18 protein-coding genes and 1 pseudogene are annotated in these 21,023 nt (G+C 61.0%); 10 read left to right on the forward strand and 9 right to left on the reverse strand.

The genetic code is table 11. The features are described from left to right. Positions 1-811: 811 nt before the first annotated feature. Entirely contained in the window at positions 812-1,150 is a 339-nt protein-coding gene (locus tag ACIPQ1_RS13375; protein WP_446534368.1) for a DUF6124 family protein, read from the forward strand. Between the two features lie 278 nt (positions 1,151-1,428). On the opposite strand, the gene ACIPQ1_RS13380 is transcribed toward ACIPQ1_RS13375, so the two are convergent. Further along, positions 1,429-1,935 (reverse strand): L,D-transpeptidase family protein, encoded by a 507-nt coding sequence (locus tag ACIPQ1_RS13380; RefSeq protein ID WP_250966036.1) that lies wholly within the window; start codon positions 1,933-1,935, stop codon positions 1,429-1,431. A gap of 41 nt (positions 1,936-1,976) precedes the next feature. After that, positions 1,977-2,528 (reverse strand): NUDIX hydrolase, encoded by a 552-nt coding sequence (locus ACIPQ1_RS13385; protein ID WP_092205380.1) that lies wholly within the window; start codon positions 2,526-2,528, stop codon positions 1,977-1,979. 146 nt (positions 2,529-2,674) lie between these two features. Between ACIPQ1_RS13385 and ACIPQ1_RS13390 the strand changes: the two genes are divergently transcribed. The 3 genes from ACIPQ1_RS13390 to ACIPQ1_RS13400 are packed head-to-tail and all read left to right on the forward strand — an operon-like array spanning position 2,675 to position 4,022. Beyond that, positions 2,675-3,274, forward strand: coding sequence for a CoA pyrophosphatase (locus ACIPQ1_RS13390; protein ID WP_250966037.1), 600 nt, complete (start codon positions 2,675-2,677; stop codon positions 3,272-3,274). Positions 3,275-3,291: 17 nt separating this feature from the next. Next, positions 3,292-3,816, forward strand: coding sequence for a gamma carbonic anhydrase family protein (locus ACIPQ1_RS13395; protein ID WP_250966038.1), 525 nt, complete (start codon positions 3,292-3,294; stop codon positions 3,814-3,816). Then, complete coding sequence (locus ACIPQ1_RS13400) at positions 3,813-4,022, forward strand: DUF1289 domain-containing protein (protein WP_411385531.1); 210 nt, start codon at positions 3,813-3,815, stop codon at positions 4,020-4,022. Before ACIPQ1_RS13395 ends, ACIPQ1_RS13400 begins: the two co-directional genes overlap by 4 nt. Before the next feature lie 137 nt (positions 4,023-4,159). On the opposite strand, the pseudogene ACIPQ1_RS13405 reads toward ACIPQ1_RS13400, so the two are convergent. Together ACIPQ1_RS13405 and ACIPQ1_RS13410 are read right to left on the reverse strand one after the other, a co-directional pair. Next, positions 4,160-4,795, reverse strand: a pseudogene (locus ACIPQ1_RS13405) (Pr6Pr family membrane protein); the annotation flags it as partial. A gap of 15 nt (positions 4,796-4,810) precedes the next feature. Continuing rightward, the gene (locus tag ACIPQ1_RS13410; RefSeq protein WP_003205228.1) at positions 4,811-5,041 is read right to left on the reverse strand and encodes a VF530 family protein; all 231 of its coding nucleotides are present in this window, start codon (positions 5,039-5,041) and stop codon (positions 4,811-4,813) included. A 499-nt stretch (positions 5,042-5,540) separates the two neighbouring features. Between ACIPQ1_RS13410 and ACIPQ1_RS13415 the strand changes: the two genes are divergently transcribed. Then, positions 5,541-7,955, forward strand: a complete 2,415-nt coding sequence (locus ACIPQ1_RS13415; RefSeq protein WP_446534277.1) for a glucose/quinate/shikimate family membrane-bound PQQ-dependent dehydrogenase — start codon at positions 5,541-5,543, stop codon at positions 7,953-7,955. A 263-nt stretch (positions 7,956-8,218) separates the two neighbouring features. Here ACIPQ1_RS13415 and purT read toward each other — a convergent pair whose 3' ends face one another. From purT to ACIPQ1_RS13435, 4 genes are all read right to left on the reverse strand, one after another. Then, positions 8,219-9,400, reverse strand: a complete 1,182-nt coding sequence (gene purT / locus ACIPQ1_RS13420) for a formate-dependent phosphoribosylglycinamide formyltransferase (RefSeq protein ID WP_103308456.1) — start codon at positions 9,398-9,400, stop codon at positions 8,219-8,221. 91 nt (positions 9,401-9,491) lie between these two features. After that, positions 9,492-9,959 carry a preQ0 transporter gene (locus ACIPQ1_RS13425; RefSeq protein ID WP_186709959.1) on the reverse strand — a complete coding sequence of 156 codons (468 nt, stop codon included), beginning with the start codon at positions 9,957-9,959 and terminating at the stop codon, positions 9,492-9,494. Between the two features lie 243 nt (positions 9,960-10,202). After that, positions 10,203-10,988, reverse strand: coding sequence for a siderophore-interacting protein (locus ACIPQ1_RS13430; RefSeq protein WP_250962445.1), 786 nt, complete (start codon positions 10,986-10,988; stop codon positions 10,203-10,205). Positions 10,989-10,992: 4 nt separating this feature from the next. Next, complete coding sequence (locus ACIPQ1_RS13435) at positions 10,993-11,562, reverse strand: PadR family transcriptional regulator (protein ID WP_250962446.1); 570 nt, start codon at positions 11,560-11,562, stop codon at positions 10,993-10,995. A gap of 422 nt (positions 11,563-11,984) precedes the next feature. Between ACIPQ1_RS13435 and ACIPQ1_RS13440 the strand changes: the two genes are divergently transcribed. The 5 genes from ACIPQ1_RS13440 (at position 11,985) to ACIPQ1_RS13460 (ending at position 17,742) form a co-directional block, all read left to right on the forward strand. Beyond that, positions 11,985-12,470 (forward strand): CS1 type fimbrial major subunit, encoded by a 486-nt coding sequence (locus tag ACIPQ1_RS13440; protein WP_446534278.1) that lies wholly within the window; start codon positions 11,985-11,987, stop codon positions 12,468-12,470. Positions 12,471-12,594: 124 nt separating this feature from the next. Beyond that, positions 12,595-15,129, forward strand: a complete 2,535-nt coding sequence (locus ACIPQ1_RS13445) for a CS1-pili formation C-terminal domain-containing protein (protein WP_446534279.1) — start codon at positions 12,595-12,597, stop codon at positions 15,127-15,129. 75 nt (positions 15,130-15,204) lie between these two features. Further along, positions 15,205-16,422, forward strand: coding sequence for a hypothetical protein (locus ACIPQ1_RS13450; RefSeq protein ID WP_250962449.1), 1,218 nt, complete (start codon positions 15,205-15,207; stop codon positions 16,420-16,422). Between the two features lie 58 nt (positions 16,423-16,480). Further along, positions 16,481-17,224, forward strand: coding sequence for a molecular chaperone (locus ACIPQ1_RS13455; protein WP_411385526.1), 744 nt, complete (start codon positions 16,481-16,483; stop codon positions 17,222-17,224). 32 nt (positions 17,225-17,256) lie between these two features. Beyond that, a complete protein-coding gene (locus tag ACIPQ1_RS13460) occupies positions 17,257-17,742 on the forward strand; it encodes a CS1 type fimbrial major subunit (protein WP_411385525.1) in 486 nt (161 codons plus the stop codon). 27 nt (positions 17,743-17,769) lie between these two features. Here the strand turns inward: ACIPQ1_RS13460 and ACIPQ1_RS13465 are convergent, their stop codons facing one another. After that, positions 17,770-20,877: a transglycosylase domain-containing protein gene (locus tag ACIPQ1_RS13465; protein WP_446534280.1), complete on the reverse strand. Its 3,108-nt coding sequence runs from the start codon at positions 20,875-20,877 to the stop codon at positions 17,770-17,772. Positions 20,878-21,023 lie beyond the last annotated feature (146 nt).

Here is a 21,023-nt window from a genome sequence, read left to right on the forward strand (position 1 = left end):
CACTGTGGGAGCGAGCCTGCTCGCGATAGCGGTGGCTCTGTCAATGAAGATGTTGGATGTGCCGGCCTCATCGCGAGCAGGCTCGCTCCCACAGGGGGGACTGGGTGCACATGAATTTTGTGTCTGCTGACGATCCAGTGTGGGAGCGAGCTTGCTCGCGATAGCGGTACTTCAGTCACACAGATTTGGATTGGCTACCGTCATCGCGAGCAAGCTCGCCGGCTCCCACAGGATAAACGCGGTCCCACCCAGAGCCAGGTCGGCTATCAGGCCGCCTCGGGAGGACGTTGATCTCGGACGCCCCGTTAACCACGCTGGCCGAACGCAGGTATTGCGCAGTGGGCAACCCGGCATGGATGCCGGGTTAGCCGCGCTGGGCCATGGATGGCCCTTCGCGGCGGCCCACGGAGCAATGCCGGAGTGAGGGCACACCGAGCCTAGGCGAGGTGCCAAGTGGTGGGGCAGGAGCGTTTTGGTTACTTTTGCGCTTCTCAAAAGTGACCCGCCGTCAGGGCGGAACCCTAAGTGGCCGTTACCGCAGCAATGGATATGTACCCAATTCAATCCAAAAAAGCCTATCTGGAATTTTGTCTGAAACATCCATGATCAAGTGGACGGTCTGTCAGACGCCCCGAAGTTTCCGACATGTTTTTAAGGTTGTCCCTCGGAAGCGAGGGCTCTAGCCTCTGGGTGTCGCTGCCAATTCAGCGACCGGGTTTGACCGTCCGAAGAAATCAAGGGGCAACAGGCCCGGACGTTTTGTCCTGGGCTCCATTAATTTAAGGAGCTTCAATTGAAAAATAATTCTGACATGCCAAAACCCGCCTCCACCTTCCCCTACGGCGACTACGCTCCCGACAAGCTGAAAGAAGCCGCCGACCGCGCGATGGATCATTACCTCAAACCCGACGACAGCGAACCAGAACCCCAACCCTCGGTGCAGTTGTTCACCGTATCGGACAGCGTTGACACCGAAACCCTGCTAGCCAACCTCAGCGAAACCCTGGCCTCGGCCAATGCAGTGCTTAGCGACCTCATGTTTGATTTGGACGGTTCACGGCGGCATGTGGCGTCGGGGGTGGCGCAAATGATCGAACTGGGGACGTTGCTGGCGAACAAGGCCTTGGACCGGGTTGAGCTTCGGACTTGATGCCGTAGTTGCCGGCCTCATCGTCTGATCGCCGCTCGGAGCAGACTCGCTCCCACAGTGGTTTCGTGTCGTTGACAAATATGCCAATCGACATCGAACCCTGTGGCGAGGGAGCTTGCTCCCGCTGGGCTGCGAAGCGGCCCTGAAACCTGACAGCGCGGTGTGTCAGGCAGATCGAGTTGACTGCTTTGGGGTTGCTTCGCAACCCAGCGGGAGCAAGCTCCCTCGCCACAGAAACGCCCTATCCACAGAAGCTTCTCACCAAAAGAAAGTGGGGGCTACGGGCGAATCTCGATCATCGTCCCATCCGGCACCAGGTTCCACACCTCACGCATGTCCACATTGCGCATGGCGATGCAGCCGTCGGTCCAGTCCAGGGTGTGGAACAACTGCTCGGGGTTCTCTTCCGAATCCGGGGTGCCATGAATCATGATCATGCCGCCCGGTTCAACGCCCTCGCGACGGGCGCGGGCGGCGTCGCTGATGTTGGGGTAGGAGATGTGCATCGACAAATAGAACCGGTCACTGATCTTGCGCCAGTCGATCCAGTAGAAACCCTCGGGGGTACGCTTGTCGCCCTCGATCAACTTGGGGCCTTTCTTGGCGCCCTTGCCCAGGGAGATGCGATAGGTCTTGAGGGGCTTGCCGTCGTTGATCAATTGCAATTGATGGGCGGACTTTAGCACCAGCACTTTCTCGATGACCTTGCCATTGTAGGTTCCCACGGCAGCGGCTTGGGACACAGCGGTAAACGACAAGCAGAACAGGACAAGCAACCAGCGCATTGAAACGATATCCCTAGAGGTGTCGCGGCTATATTGGATTTTCAAGTATTGGCAGGCTGGGCCAGCGGCGGTATCGACTCGGATCGCACCGGATAGTCTTCGGCTCGCCGATCAGCGTAGAAGTATTCTAGGGTACGGCCCACTGTGCGGAAAGCCAGCTCGTCCCAGGGAATGTCGGCCTCTTCGAACAGCTTCACTTCCAGGCTTTCGGGCCCGGCGGCGAAATCCTCGTCCACCAGCTCGGCCCGGAAGAATACATGGACTTGGCTGATATGCGGGACGTCGATCAGCGTATAGATGCTCAGGTTACGCACCCGGGCGCAGGCTTCCTCGGCGGTTTCGCGCACCGCGGCCTGCTCGACAGTTTCGCCGTTCTCCATGAAGCCCGCTGGCAGTGTCCAATAACCGCGCCGTGGCTCGATGGCGCGTCGGCACAACAGGACCTTGCTGCCCCAAGTCGGTACACATCCGGCAACGATATTGGGGTTCTGATAATGGATGGTATGGCAAGTGTCACAGACAAAGCGCAGTCGCGAGTCGCCCTCGGGTATGCGCTGGGTCACCGGGTTACCGCACTGGCTGCAGAATTTCATGCTTGGATTCCTGGAGGCTGCGCCTATCTTGGCGTGTACGGGGCGGTATCGGCAAGTTGTCGTTTCGCGACATGACGCGGTCCGGGGCTTGGGCCGCTTGCGTGATTGGTGCATGATGCTAGGCAGCGAATAAATCGAGAAGTCTCATGCTGGACGAGCTACTGCATCGAGTAACCAACCACACGCCGCGCGATCTGGAGACCGATCGGCGTTTCCCTGAAGCGGCGGTGCTGGTGCCGATCACTCGCAGTGATGAGCCGGAGCTGGTACTGACCCTGCGCGCCAGCGGTCTGTCGACCCACGGCGGCGAAGTGGCGTTCCCCGGCGGACGTCGAGACCCGGAAGACCCCGACCTGATTTTCACCGCCCTGCGCGAAGCGGAAGAGGAAATCGGCCTGCCCCCCGGCCTGGTGGAGGTGATCGGCCCCCTCAGTCCACTGATTTCGTTGCACGGAATCAAGGTCACGCCTTACGTCGGCGTGATCCCGGATTACGTCGAATACCAAGCCAACGACGCCGAGATCGCCGCAGTGTTCAGCGTGCCGCTGGAGTTTTTCCGCAAGGATCCGCGCGAGCACACCCACCGCATCGACTACCAGGGCCGCAGCTGGTACGTGCCCAGCTATCGTTTCGAGGGTTACAAGATCTGGGGGCTGACAGCGATCATGATCGTCGAGTTGGTCAACCTGCTGTACGACGCCGATATCGACCTGCATACCCCGCCAAAGAGTTTCATCAATACCTGATGCCCCCGAGGATTCCCATGAAATACCGCCTGGGCGATGCCCGTGTCGAAACCCATCCACAGAGCTGGGTCGCGCCCAACGCCACGCTGGTGGGCAAGGTCCGCCTCGAAGAGGGCGCCAATGTCTGGTTCAACGCCGTGCTGCGCGGTGACAACGAACTGATCCTGATCGGCAAGGACAGCAATGTGCAGGACGGCACGGTGATGCACACCGACATGGGTTATCCACTGACCATCGGCACCGGCGTGACCATTGGCCACAACGCCATGCTCCATGGCTGTACGGTAGGCGACTACAGCCTTATCGGCATCAACGCGGTGATCCTCAACGGCGCGAAGATCGGCAAGCACTGCATCATCGGCGCCAACGCGCTGATCGGCGAGAACAAGGAGATTCCCGACGGCTCGCTGGTGATGGGCTCGCCCGGCAAAGTGGTGCGCGAATTGACCGAGGCCCAGAAGAACATGCTCGTGGCCAGCGCGGCGCACTATGTGCACAACGCCCAGCGCTACGCCCGCGACCTGGTCGAGCAGGAACCATGAGCGCCATTGAGCGCCCGGTGCCGTCGCCCTGCGTGAATATCTGCGCGCTGGACGATGACGACATCTGCACCGGCTGCCAGCGCACCGTGGCCGAGATTACCCGTTGGAGCCGGATGGACAACGAGGAGCGGCGCGCGGTTTTGGCGTTGTGTCATGAACGGGCCAAGGCCAGTGGGTTGGTGTGGATGTTGCCGGCGAGGCGGTGATATCCACTTGTGAACACAAACCCCTGTGGGAGCGAGCTTGCTCGCGATGGCGGCGGCACATTCAACAATGCCTCAAGCTGATCCACCGCTATCGCGAGCAAGCACGCTCCCACAGGGGGTGAGGGTTTTTCCTTGATGCCTAACCACCGATCCACCCCCACCACCCCCAGCGCAATCCCGACAAACCCCGCCAATATCCCCCCGGCATTGATGAACACCTGTGGATAACCCAGGCTCGCCACGTCGATGAAAGGGTAGGGGTAGGCCGCCAGCAAATCCCCGCGCAGCAGGACATAAGCGAAATAGACCAGGGGGTAGATCATCCATAGCCCGATGTGGCCCAGGCGCAAGCTGCCTTTGGGCACGCACCGCCACCAATAGGCGATGTACAGCAACGGCACCACGTCATGCAGTAATTCATCGGCCACGAATTGCCAGCCTTCGGGTTGCCAGAGATGGCGCAGCAACAGGTTGTAGGCCAGGCTGACCAGGGCGATGCTCACGGCGATGCCGCTGCGTACGCTGGGCCTGAGGAACCAGCGTCGGGCCGGGGAGGGGCGCGGGGTCAGCTCCCAGGTCAGCACCACCGCCACCAACAGGTTGGTCAGCACTGTAAAGAAGCTGAAGAAACTCACCAACCCGCCCAGCAGGCTCGCGCCCAGTTCCCAGCGGCCCAGCAGAATCAGATACAGCTGGATGCTCAACCCCGCCCAGGCCAGCAGCGCCGCCACCGACACGAAGCGCTGTCGCAGGGTGAGGTGAGGACCTTTCACAAGCCCCACGGCTATTCAGACCGGCCGTTTGGTGCGCATCAACTTGATGTACAGGCGCTCGACTTTCTCCCGCGCCCAAGGCGTCTTGCGCAAGAAGGTCAGGCTAGACTTGATGCTCGGGTCGCTCTTGAAGCAGCGGATATCGATGCGTTCAGCCAGGCCGGACCATTCGTAATGCTGTACGAGGGCATTGAGGATCTGCTCCAGCGTCACGCCGTGCAGCGGGTTGTTGTTGGGTTCGGTCATCGGGGGCCTTCGCGGGAAAAAGGGTAAAGCCGCGCACCTTAGCCGAGGTGCCCTTGTGGTGGAAAGCATAGCCTTCATCGTGACCTCCCGAGCCAGGCGCACTGTTACTGAATCCGAAATGATTCATGTCAATAAAAGCGCTTTCTCTATTTGTAACTGGACATTATCCTTGCGCCGCTTGCTGAAACGCTTCTTCTGGTGCCAGAGCCTCTGCGGTACAGCTCATTCCCTGCTGAAAGATCAAAACAATGCTCAATGTTCAGATCCTGAAAGACAGCGCTGTCTCAATGGGTTCCTGTGGGAGCGAGCTTGCTCGCGATAGCCATTGCACATTCAACATTGAAGCCGACAGACCCGCCGTCATCGCGAGCAAGCTCGCTCCCACAGGGATCGCGGCAACCGAATTTGCCTTTTTCCAACTGAACCATGGCCCCTCAAGATCGTCATCTAAAGTGACTACTTGCGCGGGACTCTTCAAAACGACACGGAGAATCACACTATGAGCACTGAGGGTGCTTTGAGTCGAAGCCGTCTGCTACCGAGCTTGCTCGGCATTCTGCTTCTATTGATGGGCCTGGCCCTGCTGGCCGGAGGAATCAAGCTGAGCACGCTCGGCGGCTCGCTGTATTACCTGCTGGCTGGTATCGGCCTGGCGCTGACCGGCGTGTTGCTGATCATGGCCCGTCGCGCGGCCCTGGGCCTGTACGCGCTGGTGCTGTTCGCCAGCACCGTGTGGGCACTCTGGGAAGTGGGCCTGGATTGGTGGCAACTGGTGCCGCGCCTGGCGATGCTGTTTGCCTTGGGCATCGTCATGTTGCTGCCGTGGTTCCGTCGCCCGCTGTTGGCCGCCGATGCCTCGGCCATGGGCACCCGCGCATTGGGTGCCGCCGTGGTCATCGCCGGTATCGCCGCGCTCGCCAGCCAGTTCACCAACCCGGGGGAGATCAAGGGCCAACTGGACCGTGACAGCGTGCCGGGCATGGCCAACACCGCACCGGCCATGCCGGACGGCGACTGGAACTCCTACGGGCGCAGTGCCCATGGCGACCGCTATTCGCCGCTGGCGCAGATCACCCCTGAGAACGTCGGCAAGTTGAAGGAAGCCTGGTCCTATCGCACCGGCGACCTGCCAGGGCCGAACGACCCGGGTGAAACCACCGCCGAAAACACCCCGCTAAAGGTCAACGGCATGCTCTACGTGTGCACGCCTCACAGCCAGGTGATTGCCCTGGAGCCTGAGACCGGCAAGGAAATCTGGCGTTTCGATCCGAAGCTTTCCACGCAAAAAGCGGAAAACTTCAAGGGTTGGGCCCACATGACCTGCCGTGGCGTGACCTACCACGATGACGCCGCGTACGCCTCCGCCGAGCAGAGCCCGACCGGCACCGCCAGCACCACGCCGGCCAGCACCGTGTGCCCACGGCGGATCTTCCTGCCGACCGCCGACACCCGCCTGATCGCCCTCAATGCCGACACCGGTAAAATGTGCGAAGACTTCGGCGACAAGGGCCAGGTCGACCTGACCGCCAACATCGGCGGTTTCACGGCCGGTGGTTACTACTCCACGTCGCCACCGGCGGTCACCCAAAACCTGGTGGTGATCGGCGGTCACGTCACCGATAACGTTTCCACCGACGAACCAAGCGGTGTCATCCGTGCCTACGACGTGCACACCGGCAAGCTGGTGTGGAACTGGGACAGCGGCAACCCCGACGACACGACGCCGATTGCCGAAGGCAAGACCTACACCCGCAACTCGCCGAATATGTGGTCCATGTTCAGCGTCGATGAAAAACTCGGCATGCTCTACCTGCCGATGGGCAACCAGACCCCCGACCAGTTCGGCGGATTCCGCACACCGGAATCGGAGAAATACGCCGCCGGCCTGACCGCCCTGGACATCGCCACCGGCAAGGTGCGCTGGTACTTCCAGTTCACCCACCACGACCTGTGGGACATGGACGTCGGCGGTCAACCGACCCTGATGGACCTGAAGACCGCCGAGGGCGTGAAACCGGCCGTCCTGGCGTCGACCAAGCAGGGCAGCATTTACGTGCTGGACCGCAGCAACGGCCAGCCGATCGTGCCGATCAAGGAGATCCCGGTGCCGCAAGGCGCGGTGGAAGGCGACTTCACCTCGCCGACCCAGCCGATGTCCGACCTGAACTTCGTGCCGCCGGTCCTTCAGGAACGCGACATGTGGGGCGTGACCCCGTTCGACCAGATGCTGTGCCGGATCGACTTCAAGTCCTTGCGTTACGACGGCATGTTCACGCCGCCGTCGCTGCAAGGCTCGATCGTCTATCCGGGTAACTTCGGCGTGTTCGACTGGGGCGGCATTTCGGTCGACCCGGTGCGCCAGATCGCTTTCGTCAACCCGAGCTACATGGCGTTCAAGTCGAAACTGGTGCCGGCGGCCGAAGTGGCCGGTGGCCCGGGTCGCAAGAGCGAAACCGAAGGCGTGCAGCCGAACAAGGGCGCGCCCTATGGCGTGATCCTCGAAGCGCTGCTCTCGCCCATGGGCCTGCCGTGCCAGGCGCCTGCGTGGGGTTATGTCGCGGCCGTGGACCTGACCAACAACAAGACCCTGTGGAAGCACAAGAACGGCACCGTGCGCGACAGCTCGCCGGTTCCGATCCCGCTGAGCATGGGCGTCCCGAGCCTGGGTGGCACGTTCACCACCGCCAGCGGCCTGGCGTTCCTCAGCGGTACGCTGGACCAGTACCTGCGTGCCTACGACGTGAAAAACGGCAAGCAGTTGTGGGAAGGCCGCCTGCCCGCTGGCGCCCAGACCACGCCGATGACCTACACCGGCAAGGACGGCAAGCAATACGTGCTGGTCGTTGCCGGCGGCCACGGTTCCCTGGGCACCAAGCAGGGTGATCATGTGATTGCCTACAAGCTGCCGGATTAAGCCCAAGCAGCGCTCATGAAAAAGGCGACACCCTTGCGGGTGTCGCCTTTTTTTAGCAGCGCGGAGTCTCTGTGAACCCAGGCCTCCGAGCTTCTGAGCTTCTGAGCTTTTGTGGCGAGGGAGCTTGCTCCCGCTGGGCTGCGAAGCGGCCCCCTGCTTTGCCAGCCATCCCACCGCAGGGGATGCTGACGCATCCAGCGGGAGCAAGCTCCCTCGCCACAGGGGATCGTGCTCAGCCTAGGACTTGAACTCAGCCCTGGGCTTTACAGTTCGATTTTCACGGCCTGGGAAGCCCGGGTCGCCTTGGCGCGGGCGGCTTCGATGGATTCATCGCGGGCCAGGGCCACGCCCAGGCGGCGCTGGCCGTTGACTTCCGGCTTGCCGAACAAGCGCAGGGCGGTGTCCGGTTCGCTCAGGGCCACGCCCAGGTTGGCGAAGGCGGTCTGGGTCGATTGACCTTCCACCAGGATCACCGACGACGCCGACGGGCCGAACTGGCGGATCAGCGGAATCGGCAAACCGAGAATGGCGCGGGCATGCAAGGCGAACTGCGACAGGTCTTGGGAAATCAGCGTCACCAGGCCGGTGTCGTGCGGGCGTGGCGAGACTTCGCTGAACCACACCTGGTCACCCTTGATGAACAGCTCGACGCCAAACAGGCCGCGACCACCCAGGGCTTCGGTCACCGCCTTGGCGACGCGCTCGGATTCGGCCAGGGCCACCGGGCTCATGGCCTGGGGCTGCCAGGATTCCTGATAGTCGCCTTTTTCCTGACGGTGGCCGACCGGTGCACAGAACGTGGTACCGCCGACGTGACGCACGGTGAGCAAGGTGATTTCGTAGTCGAAGTCAATAAAACCTTCGATGATCACCCGGCCCTTGCCGGCACGGCCGCCTTCCTGGGCATAGTCCCAGGCTTTCTGCACGTCATCAGTGCTGCGCAGCAGGCTCTGGCCCTTGCCCGAGGAACTCATCACCGGCTTGACCACACACGGGAAACCCAGGGTCTCGACGGCCTTGCGGTAGTCCTCCACGGTGTCGGCGAAAAAATACGGCGAGGTGGGCAGGCCCAGCTCTTCGGCGGCCAGGCGACGGATGCCCTCGCGGTTCATGGTCAGTTGCGCGGCGCGAGCCGTAGGAATCACCGTGAAACCTTCCGCTTCCAGCTCCACCAGGGTGGCGGTGGCGATGGCTTCGATTTCCGGCACGATGAAATGCGGCTTCTCGGCTTCGATGACCGCACGCAGGGCCGCGCCGTCGAGCATGTTGATCACATGGCTGCGGTGGGCCACTTGCATGGCCGGCGCGTTGGCGTAGCGATCCACGGCAATCACTTCGACGCCCAGGCGCTGCAGTTCGATCACCACTTCCTTACCCAGCTCACCGCTGCCACACAACAAAACGCGGGTCGCGGTGGGCGACAATGGGGTTCCGATACGGGTCATCTGAAGGTCCTCAAACAGGAGCGGATCATCGGGGGCACGCGCCGGGCGAGCTTCCCATGGGGAGAAAGCGCGGCATTTTACATGAACCGCGTCAGCCGGCGACGGCCTGTTTGCGCAGACGCCAGGCCATGATCAGCCAGACGGCGGTGACCCCGGCGAATTTCGAGAGCAGGGCGGTGATCACCACGGCGGGCGTCAGGGCATCGATCAGGCCGAAGAAAATGAATGTATCCAGGGGAATGCTCAGGGCTGAACTGATCCACAACCGGTCATGGAGCGGGCGCTTGGTGATCGTGAACACCAGCCAGTCGATGCACTCGGACACCGCGAACGCCGTGGCGCTGGCCAGGGCGATGGTCGGGTCCGATGTCACATAGGACAACACCAGCGCCGCCAGCATCGCCACGATGGCGCCATGGCCGAAACGGGTCTGCACCATGTCCCGCAGGATAAACACCAGTCCGCCCCAGGCCGACCAGATGATGTCCAGGTGCGGCGCGGCGGAAAACGCGAAGTTGATCAGCACGACGCTGCTGATGTAGGCGAGCAGGAAAAGCATGGGGCGGGGTACCTGGTGGGGATGGAATGTCGGTGAAACCCTCAAGGGCAACGAAGCCCCCTGTGGCGAGGGAGCTTGCTCCCGCTGGGCTGCGAAGCAGCCCCAAAACCTGACAACTCGGTGGATCAGATAGTCGAGATGACTGCTTTGGGGGCTGCTGCGCAGCCCAGCGGGAGCAAGCTCCCTCGCCACAGGTGTTGGCGGCGTCAGTGTAGGGAGGGTACTTCAGGTACCGCCAGTCCCTCAATCTTCCTCACTGTCATCCAGCTTCCAATACCCCACCGCCTTCACAAAATCCTGATCCAACCCTTTCTCTTCCAGCAACACCTTGCGAATCTGCCGCGACACCTTGCTCTCGGTCGCGACCCAGGCGTACAGCTTGCCGCCAGGCATGTCCAACTGTTGCACGGTGCGCAGCAGGTTGTCCTGGCGGCCCTCGCGCAGTACCCAGATCACGTGCACCTGCGCCGGGCTCTGGAGGATTTGCTGCTCGGCGCCGTTTTCCACCTCCACCACCACCAGCGCACGCCGGTTGGGCGCCAGCCCTTCGAGGCGGCGGGCGATGGCCGGCAGGGCGGTTTCGTCGCCGACCAGCAGGTAGCTGTCGAAAATGTCCGGCACGATCATCGATCCCCGTGGCCCGGCAATGTTGAGGTATTGACCGGGCGTGGCCTGGGCGGCCCAAGTCGAAGCAGGGCCGTCGCCGTGGAGCACGAAGTCGATGTCCAGCTCCAAGGTGTCCAGGTCATAGCGGCGCGGCGTGTAGTCGCGCATCTCGGGCATCGGGCCTTGGGCCTTGCCCGCGCTGGGGTTGAAATTATCCAGGGCGGCCTGTTCCTCGGCGTTCTGCGGGAACAGCAGTTTCACATGGTCGTCCGTGCCCAGGCTGGCGAACCCGGCCAGTTCCGGACCGCCGACGGTGATGCGGCGCATACGCGGTGTCAGGTCGACCACCCGCAGCACTTGCAGGCGGCGACGTTTGATCTCGTGGTTGACGCGGTGGATGGTGTTTGGATCGACTCCAGTCATGCTTCTACTCCGAAACGGTTGGACGGCCAGGGCCGTCGACAATGGCTTTGGCGGTGTCGTTGAGCAGGTCGCGCACCCGCAGGATTTCGTCAGGGCTCCAACGGCCATGGTGCATTTGCAATGCATGCCGCAGGTTATACACCGCTTCATGGATTTCCGGGGGGCGGTCATGGCCGCGCAATGTGCGCTTGCTGATTTCGATGCGCGAGTGCACTTCATCCAGCGCTTCGGCCTGGTTCTTCAGTGATAGACGTCCGGCATCGGTCACGCTGTAGCTTTTTTTTCCATTTTCGACGCTGCAGCTGACCAAGGCGTTCATTTCCAGAAACGTCAGGGTCGGGTAGATCACGCCCGGGCTGGGGCTGTAGGCGCCATCGAACAGGTTCTCGATCCGGCGGATCAGGTCATAGCCATGGCAGGGCTGTTCGGCAATCAGCGCGAGCAATAATACTTTTAAATCGCCAGGGGCGAACACCCGGGGGGCCTTGCTGCCTCGCGAACCAGTAGGGCGTCGTTCGAAACCGTCGTGTTCACGTTTGGAGCAAGAGTCGGGTTGGGAATAAAGGACGTTCATATGCTGTCTCCGTTCTGCATATAGAAAAAGCACCCAGATATATCTCCAATAAAAGATATATCTTTTTGCTTGAGGTTTTTGCGAGCTGAGATATATCTTGTTTTCGTCGGAGGTTAGTTGGGCGGCGGGAGCGGACCTTACATCAAAGCTCAATGTTTGCGGGGCGGCGGCATGGATTTCCAATGATGAAAATGGTGAAAACTTAAAATGTGGGCAGTTTCTGACAGCGGAACTTAAGTTTTATAAATAACGGCGTATTTTTCGCTCTTGCGTATGCTGGAGTTACTACAAGGCTATAGGAAGTTGCCTGCTTTTTTTTAGCGGAAGAAAGCCGATCATGCTCGGCGTTGGAGAGGCGGGCCAAGTTGCTCTTGGTCTGCAAGCCCAACCTTCTATTTACGCTAAGAACAGGTGTTAACAACATGCTTAAGCAATTCGTAACCGCTGCCTCCCTGACCGCCGCCGCGCTGAGTTCGTCGTGGGCATTCGCTGCTGATGATGCACGCTCGTCCATCCATATCACTGCGGACATCCCGACCGATTCGTTCCGCGTCCTGCCGCGCAACCCGGACTTCGGTAGGGACGAATACATGGGCTACAACCCGACTAGCAGCACCTTGACTCCGTTGCGACAGGTTTTCGACGTGAAGAACACCGACGGTTCGGTCAATGCCTACATCGACGGCGGTCCGAAGTCGCTCTCCAATGGCAGCGACAGCATTGGCCTGACCACCACCTTCAACGGCGTCACGTTGACCGCCACGTCTCAAGAAGTGGTGGACGACGCATCGTCGACCCCGGGTACCACCGCTGACATGGTGATCACCGCGGCCAAGCCCTTGGCCAACCAGACTGGCCGGTATGTCGCTGACATGACGGTCATCTTCGACGCGGTACCTCGCCCGTGATGCCATCGATTGCCTGATGGAACTCATCCATTCCATGGCATGACCGCAGGCCGGCCGGTCCTCCCCAACCGACCGGCCTGTACCTGAAACGCCCTGATCACTCGCTGATTATGAGAGTCCGTTGATGTTTTCGATGACACCCATCGCGGGTGCGCTCGCGCTATTGTTGTGCGCGAACGCATTGGCCGCGCCGACTGCCCCCGGTACGACGCCGACAAGTCTGTTATCCCAGGCCAAGGGACTGCCGGCGGAGTTCGAATCGCACTTCTTTGACGTGCCCTTGGCGGTTCGTGTTGAACTCAATCAACACTATCTCGGTGAAGCCATGGTGGTCTTGACCCGGGATGATCGGGTCACCCTGCTCGAATTCACCGACACCCAGGACAGCCTGATAAAACCCGTCGAGCGTGATCAATGGGAGCAATTGCTCAAGCGAGGGCAGCCGCTGGGCGCATGCGAAGCCAACTGCGCGTCAGGGTTGCTCGCCGTGCATTACAGCCTTGAAAACTCCTTGGTCTCGATCCTCACCCGGGACGTGGAGCGAACCAGCGAAACCAAGCGTTATCATGATCAACCGCAAGACGGTAGCTTCGGCCTGATCTTCAATAACCAACTCAATATCAATGGCGGCCAGGAACAGGACACCGGCGGGCGTTATGGTCTCAACGCCAGTTCCAGCCTCGGAAACTGGAGCCAATCGCTCGACCTCCAGCTGTCTCGCCTTGGCGGCCCGGACGACAAGCTGTACCACGCCGTCCACGAGCTTTACACCCAGCGCGAGCTGGAAGGCAGTTTTTTTCGCCTGGGGTATTTCACCCCCGGCTCCGATGGCTTGAATCGCCAGATTCGCGCGTTCGGCGCCAACCCCGACACCGCGCTGGGCGTGATGTATGGCAGCTCCGACAGCCTGGCCATCGACAATCCCAAGCCCAGTGTCTACCCCATTTATGTCACCGCCAGTCGTCAGGCGGCGGTGGAGATTTATCGCAACGGCCTGTTGATCAACACCCAAGCGGTCAGCGCCGGTTTGCAGAGCCTCGACACCCGGTCGTTGCCCGGCGGCATCTATGAAGTGGAAGTCCGGCTGGTCGAGGACGGGCAAACCACCGCCACCAGCCAGGAGCTGGTCTACAAGCCCAACAACTGGACCAACGTCGAGGATCGCTGGCGCTACAACCTGTTCGCCGGACGCGAAACCCGGTTGTGGAGCAACTGGGAAGACCAGCCCTCGGGTTTCAATACCGCGGGACTCGGGGTCAATTACCTGCTCCATCCCCGGGTGATCCTGGGCGCCTCTACGCGCCAGGTGCAGGACAAATTGCAAGTCGGCACTTCGGTGGATTGGACGCTGGGCAGCAGTACCAGCCTGTACGCCAATGTCTATCAGACCCAGCAGTACGGCACCGGGATGGATGTGCAGGGTTTGTACAGTTACGGCAATGGCAGCGTGGTCGCCAGCCACAACCGCAGTTGGCTGGACACCCGCAACACCTACGAGACCTTGCCCGACGGCACCCGCATCCGCCAGCGCAATGTGTTCATCGGCCAGACCAGCAATTCGTCGCTGTCGGTTAATCATCGCCTGAGCAACAAGACCTCCCTCAATGGCCGGCTCGCTTACAGCGAAGGCAATGTCCAGGGCACGGGCCTGGACTTGGGCTGGACCCAGCGCGGCAAGCTGCGCGGCAGCGACGCCAACTGGCGCCTGTCGGTGTTCGACCGCCCCGGTACGTCGAGCACCGGCGACAAACGTAATCGTGGTCTGGACCTGAGTGTCAGCGTTGCGCTGGGTGGACGGGGCGAGTATTGGTCGGGCAGCGTAGGCACCCGCACTTCGCGCGATGGCGAGCGGGACAACAATGCCTCGCTGTCCTATCGGCGCAGCCTGGAGGACCACGTCTTGCAGAGTGTCTCCGGCACGGTGCTGGCCGACACCTATGGCGTGGGCCTGTCCGGCCTCGCCAGTTTCCAGACCGACGCTCTCTATGGCGACGGTTTTGTCCAGCGCTCGTCCTATAACGACAACCTGGCCGGCGGCTTGAACCTGAGCAGCACGGTGGCCGTCGGCGGCAGCAAGGCCGCGTTCACTGGCGAGCCCCAGGGGCGCGGCGCGGGGATGATCGTCGACGTGGAAACCGACCTGGAGGATGTCGTCCTGCGCGCCGACGACTTGACCGGTGGCAGCACCGTGTTGCATCCGGGCCGTAACTTCGTGCCGATCACCGCCTATCAGAACAGCATGGTCACCTTCGACTTCGATGGCGTGCATCCACCGGCGGCGAACATCGCGCCGTCGCGCACCCGTTATCACCTGAACAAGGGCGGGGTGGACTACCGCCGGATCAGCGTGATGAAAACCGTGACCGTGCTAGGTCGCCTGCTGGACGAACAGGGGCAACCGCTCAAGGGCCATCACGTGATCAACCACGCCAGTCGCGGGGTCAGCGAGGTGGACGGGTTCTTCTCCATGGAAATGAATGCCGGCTCGCCAACGCTGGAAGTGCGTTACGGCAACCAGTTGCTCTGCCAGTTCCGTCTCGATCCGGACAGCGCCGGCCACGAGGAGGATGTGTTGTTGATCGGTGACTTGCGTTGTACGCCAGACACCTTGGCCGATACCACGATTACCGATGCCGGCGCGGCCAAACGGCCTTCATGAGCCGCTTGAATGCCGGGATTGCGCTTTTCCGGCGATGGCTCGCAACGATTCGCTTTGATGCATGAGGTTGTATAGATGAAGTTTTTAAGGAGACTGGCAAGCGGCGCGGCTGCGGTGGCCTGGTTGGCCGGCTTGCCGGCTGTCAATGCCGCCACGCTGGATATCACCGCGCGCTTCAAGGCCGATAGCTCGAAACCCCGCGAGAACACATTCGTCAATACCACGCGAAACAGCGGGTATTGCGCGCAATTTCCCGCCTACTGCGAGTCGGCGGGGATCGCCAGCCTGAGTTGGGCCGTGGGGGCGGCAGGCGGGCCTGTCCAAGCCAATCATGAAGACGTCCGGCAAGGTGTGATGCTTAAAGCCCCGGCCAGTTGGCGTAAGGTGCAGGTCACCCATACCGGTACGGGCCGTACCGAGACGCTTGAGTTTCGCGTGGTCGGGATCGGCGGGAGCATTGGGCTTACCCCTCGTGCGAGCGAAATCGTCGGTGGCGGCGTCGATGAGCCAGCCGCCAGGCCAATGATTTTTGGTTCTCCTTTTTGGCAAGCACCCTCGCCATGTACCGGTAGCAATAACAACCTGTCGCCCCAGGGATTTTTCTGGGGGACGCCAACAGAAGGCGTCTGTACCAAGCGGTCTCAGTATCAGATTTCTCGTCTGTCCTACGACGGCATGAGCTTTGCCTACGAGTTGCGCACGCCCAAACCCATCGGAATGGCCGGCGGCCGCTACCAGGGTTCGCTGACGCTTAGCGTAGGGCCGGGCCAGGATTTCGATTTCGGTGATGTTGTGATCCCCAATGATCCGGTGCTCACACTCAATTTCACGCTGGATGTCGAACATATTCTCAAGATTGAAGTGCCGCCGGGAGGAAACCGGATCGATCTGGCGCCTAGAGGGGGCTGGTCAACCTGGATTGGCGGATCTACGCCGAAGCTGTACCAGGATCAGCTGTTCTATATCTCGACGTCTTCGCCTTTCTCGATAACCCTTGAATGCACCGGCCTCCAAGGCGAGTGCGGTTTATCGAACACCGTGAACAACGCATGGACTCAGTTGGATCTCTATGTGACGTTACCTGGCACTGTGTGGGTACACGATGGAGCTGAGTATCCGGCCAATCACGTCTGGCTTGCACCAGGGACAGCCTTCACCAACGATTTTCGCCCACTCAAATATATCGATCGCCAACCCGCAACCCTACATTTCGAGGCATCCCCCAATAGATCTTTGCGTTACGACGGCACCAATATCGGCACCGTCACGGTGATTTGGAATTCAGAGGTTTGAATGGCCCGCCAGCTGGCAGTGTCCGTGAGTTGCATTTAATACATAAGGTAAAGACGTGATGAAGCATTTATGGGTATGGATCGGGCTGTCTATGTTTAGCGGCATGGCTCTGGCCGGGCCGCAGATCAGTGTCGGAGTGGTGTATGACTACCTCCAAGGTGACAAGAGCACCTACATGAAGCGGGTGTTCAATGGCGGGACCTCTACCGCGTTCGTCAAGGTCAGTGTCTTGGAGATTATTTACAACGACGACGGCAGCTTTCAAGAAGTGCCCGTTGAGAATCAGGCCGGTGTCATCGCCCGCGATGGTCTGATGGCGAGCCCGGCGCGCCTGATCGTGCCGGCCAACGGCGTGCAGGGCACCCGCTTGCTGTTCATGGGCGATCGGAGCAAGGAACGCTACTTCAGGTTGCGCTTCGTGCCGGTGGTGCCCGAGGACGAGGACGAGTTCGCCGTCAGCGCCGAGGAGCGCGAGGCATACAAGAAAGAACGCATGGAGGCTGGTGTCAAGGTCTTGGCCGGCTACGGCACGGTGTTTTTCGTTCGCCCCAAGGACACCCGTTTCGAGACCGTCATCGATAGCACCGACAGTCGCTATTCGTTGCGTAATAACGGCAATAGTGTGGTGGTGATCGACGAGTTAAAGAACTGTTCGGTCCTGAAAGCGAACGACTGCGAGCCGAGCACCAAGCATCACGTCATGGCCGGGCGGACCTTTTCCATCGACAAGCAGCCGGGGCGTGAATACCGCTTCACCTTGGTCGAGGGTGAGCAAAAGAAAGAAATCGAGTTCAAGGGCTAATGGCTCGCCGTCGTTCGCTACAGGTAATCATTATGTCCAAGACATTGGCACGTCCGACCCTTTGCATTTTTTTGATGATCTCGAGTTTCATGGCTTGGGGCGCGGTTGAACGGGAAACCTTTGAAGTTTCCTTCGTCCCCCCGTCGGATCGATTCCATGTGTGGCCGGTCGATCCGAGCCTGACCTTCGTGGAACAGAGGCTACCCTACAATTCAAACACCGGAGCGTTAGGACCGTTGCGGGCTCCTTATCGTGTAAAGAATGCCAACGGTGCCATTGGCGCCCGCCTTGGGGAGCTGGCCTACCTGTCCGACGGTCGCGAGCGCATCGACCTACGGGTAAAGTTCAACAATGTGGAGTTGAACCTCGAGTCCAGGGAAGTGGTGTCAGCCGCCGACGCGGGTACTATTGGCAAGATCGTGGATCTGGAAATCGCCGCCATCAAGCCGGCCGGCGGTTATCCGTCCGGCCAGTACCACGGCACTGTGCACATGGTTTTCGATGCTATTGCGCCGTAGGCCGTGGCTCAATGGCGGAGGCCTGGCCTAACGGCTCGTCACCAACGGCTGGCACTGGGTATGCGTGCCCGGTTGCAGGTAGGGCGAGAGAAACGGCGCCATGCCCTTGAGCACCTGCACCGGCAAGGCCGAGGTGAACTTGAAGTTCTGCGCCGACACGCCGGGTACGTAAGCGGTGAGCGTGCCGAAATGGTTGTCGCCGATATAGAACACGAACGTCGCGGTGCGGTTGATGGATTTGGAGCTGATCACCCGGCCACCGGAACCCACGGCTTCGATGCGGTTGTCGCCGGTGCCCGTCTTGCCGCCCATGGCCAGTGGCGTGCCATCGGCCAATTTGAAGCTGCCGGCCACCCGTTTCGCGGTGCCGGCATCCACCACTTGCGACAATGCACCGCGTAACGCCCGCGCAACCTCGACCGGCATCACGCGCTTGCCGCTGTCCGGGTTGTTGACCAGTCGCGTTTCATAGGGCGTGTCGACGGCGAACTGCAAGCTGTCGACGCGCAGCGCCGGCTGGCGGACGCCGTCGTTGAGAATGGTGCCCACCAGCTCGGCGAGTGCGGCGGGGCGGTCGCCGCTGCTGCCGATCGCGGTGGCCAACGAAGGCACGAGGTGGTCAAAGGGGTAACCGACTTGCTGCCAGCGCTGGTGGATATCCAGGAAGGCTTCGATCTCCAGCATGGTACGGATGCGACTGTCCCGGGCGCTCTTGTGCCGGCTCTTGAACAGCCAGCTGTAGACTTCCTGACGCTCGAACTGGCTGGCCTTGACGATCTGGCTGAACTTGGCCTCGGGGTTGTTCAACAAGTAGCCCATCAGCCACAGATCCAAGGGATGGACCTTGGCGATGAAGCCTTGATCCGGCAGGTCATAGGCGCCGGGACCATAGCTTTGGTAGAGCCGTTCGAGACGCTCATCGGTGAGCTTTTCGGCGCTCTTGGCTGACTTCAAGTGCGCACGCACGAAGCGATTGAAGTTTTCCTGGCTGTCGTTGGGAAAGAAATAACGGTGCACGGCGGCCAGGCGGATGGCGGTAGGGCGCATGCCGTCGAGGAAGGTTTCGAGGCGCTGGCCGGTGTCCTTTTTCTGGTATTTCTTCCAGAACCTGAGCAGGAACGAAGTGCCTTCGCGATCGGCGAATTGGGCCAGGTATTCCTGGCGGCGCGGATCCTTGTCGTCCTTGAGCAGTTCGGAACTGTTGTTGGGGCCGGCGTAGGTGGCGTAGCGCACCAGGTCGCGCATCAGGCGAATGAACGGCAGGTTGATGGATTCGCGCAGGGAGTCGCGCAGCGTGGGGATGCGACCGTCGTCTTCCTTGCGGAAATTATGAAAAGTGTGCAGCCCGCCGCCGGTAAAAAACGCCTCGCCGGGGCTGGCTGAATAGGTGCGGTCCAGTGCCGCTTCGAGCATCTTCGGCAGGCTGCGGTCGGTGTTTTCGATCAGGTAGTCCACGGCCCAGCGGGACAGGCGATCCTGCTCGGCGATCTCGGTTTTCTTCAAGGCTGCCGGCGTCTGTTGGGCATAACGCTCGTGGAGTTCGGCGATGATCTGCAAGTACGTAGTCAGCACTCGCAACTTGGCGGTGGAGCCCAGTTCCAGCTTGCTGCCTTCATTGATGTCGAAGGGTTGGTCGGTGCTGTCGGTCTGCACCCGCACCCGGGAGCCGTCCGGGGTCAGTTCCAGCAAGGTGAAGCTGTAGCGCACCTGCGTGGTGCTGGTGGGGGTCAGCAGGCGTTCTCCCATCAGGCCGATCTCGGTCGCGAAGGCCGGGTCGGCCAAACGCTTGAGGTACTCGGTGGCCTGGGCCTGCAAATCGCTTTGCAAGGTACTGGTGGCGGAGAGGTCGAGGCGATCGAGGTCGTACAGCGGGCGGTTGAGCAGCGCGGCGATACGACTGCGGGCGGCACTGATGCCCTTGTTGGTTTCGATGGGCTGGACGGTCGGGTCCTGGACCCAGTCGCGGTAGCTGACCTTGCTGGCCAGGGCCGCCTCGGACAACGCGGCGTCGATCACGCCGTTTTGGGCCAGCAGGCGGATGTGGCTGTCGGTGAGGCGCGCCAGTTCATCATGACCCTTCGAAAGATAATGGGACGGGCGCCGCTGGGCGATCATCAACGACAGCATTTCCCGCAGGGCCAGGCCTTTTTCCGCCAGGCTCTTGGGGTCGGTGGCGGTGCTGAACAAGCGTTCGTTGGCCCGTTTGAAATCCGCGCCATACCAGACCCGCAGCCCTTCCGCCATGCCATGGACCTCGCCATGCCCCGGCACGGCAGAAAGCGGCACGCTGTTGAGGTAGTCGCGGATGATCCGCTGCCGCGCCTCGAGGGTCTGCGGGCCGGCCTGGTAGGCGCGCACACTGGCGGAAATCATCTGGCGGATCTTCTCCGCGCCGGACACGGTCAGCCCTTCAGGCGAGTGGCGGTACTTCTCCAGTTGTGTCGCCAAGGTGCTGCCGCCGGCGGACTGCCCTGGCAGGCTCAACAGCTTGGCGACTTGCGACCAGGCCGCCATGCCGAAGCGCGGCCAGTCCACGGCCGGGTTGGCCAAGGGTTGCTTGGGGTCGAGCAGAAAACGGTTCTCGATGAACAACAGGCTCTGCACCACCACGGGCGGGATCGCTTCGAAGCTTGCATACAGTTGCTGCGGGTACTTGAACTGATAGACCGGCGCGGCGCGGCAATCGGTGATGGTCAGCCCGGCCTGGATCTTTTCCACATATGGCACGAACAGGCCTTTCTCGACGTAGTCCATCAAGGCCGGCGAGAACCTCGCCTGGGCCTGGATCACGTAGTCGCGCTTGAGCAGCCGCGGCAGGAACTCCCCCAGCGCGCTGTAGCCCAAGCGCCGGTCGAACGGGCCTGCACCCGGATAGGCAATGGCATCGCTGGGCCCCGGCTGCACCGAATAGCTCAGGGATTCGGCGTACTTGCTGATCTCCCGGGCCTGAAACCGCGACGTGCGCATTTCCTTGGCCGCCGCCAGGCCGACCACCACGACGATAATCAGCAACAACAACCAGAACGCCCGCCAGCCATGCCGTGCGCGGCGTTTTTCTTGAGGTAAAGGCGCTTCTTCCATACGTTCAGTCGGGACCACAGGTTCATTCGAATCGGTTTGCCACAAAGCGCCCATAGTCGACTGATCCATTAAGCAGATTGATCGGACTTGCTTGAAGCTTAGACGGTGGTTGGCGTGGGGGGAGGGGAAATTGTGGACAGCCGACATGCGAACGCTTGTCAGAGGTCATTGGCTGATGAGCTTTTGTGGCGAGGGAGCTT

The sequence above is a fragment of the Pseudomonas sp. LARHCG127 genome (assembly GCF_052871455.1).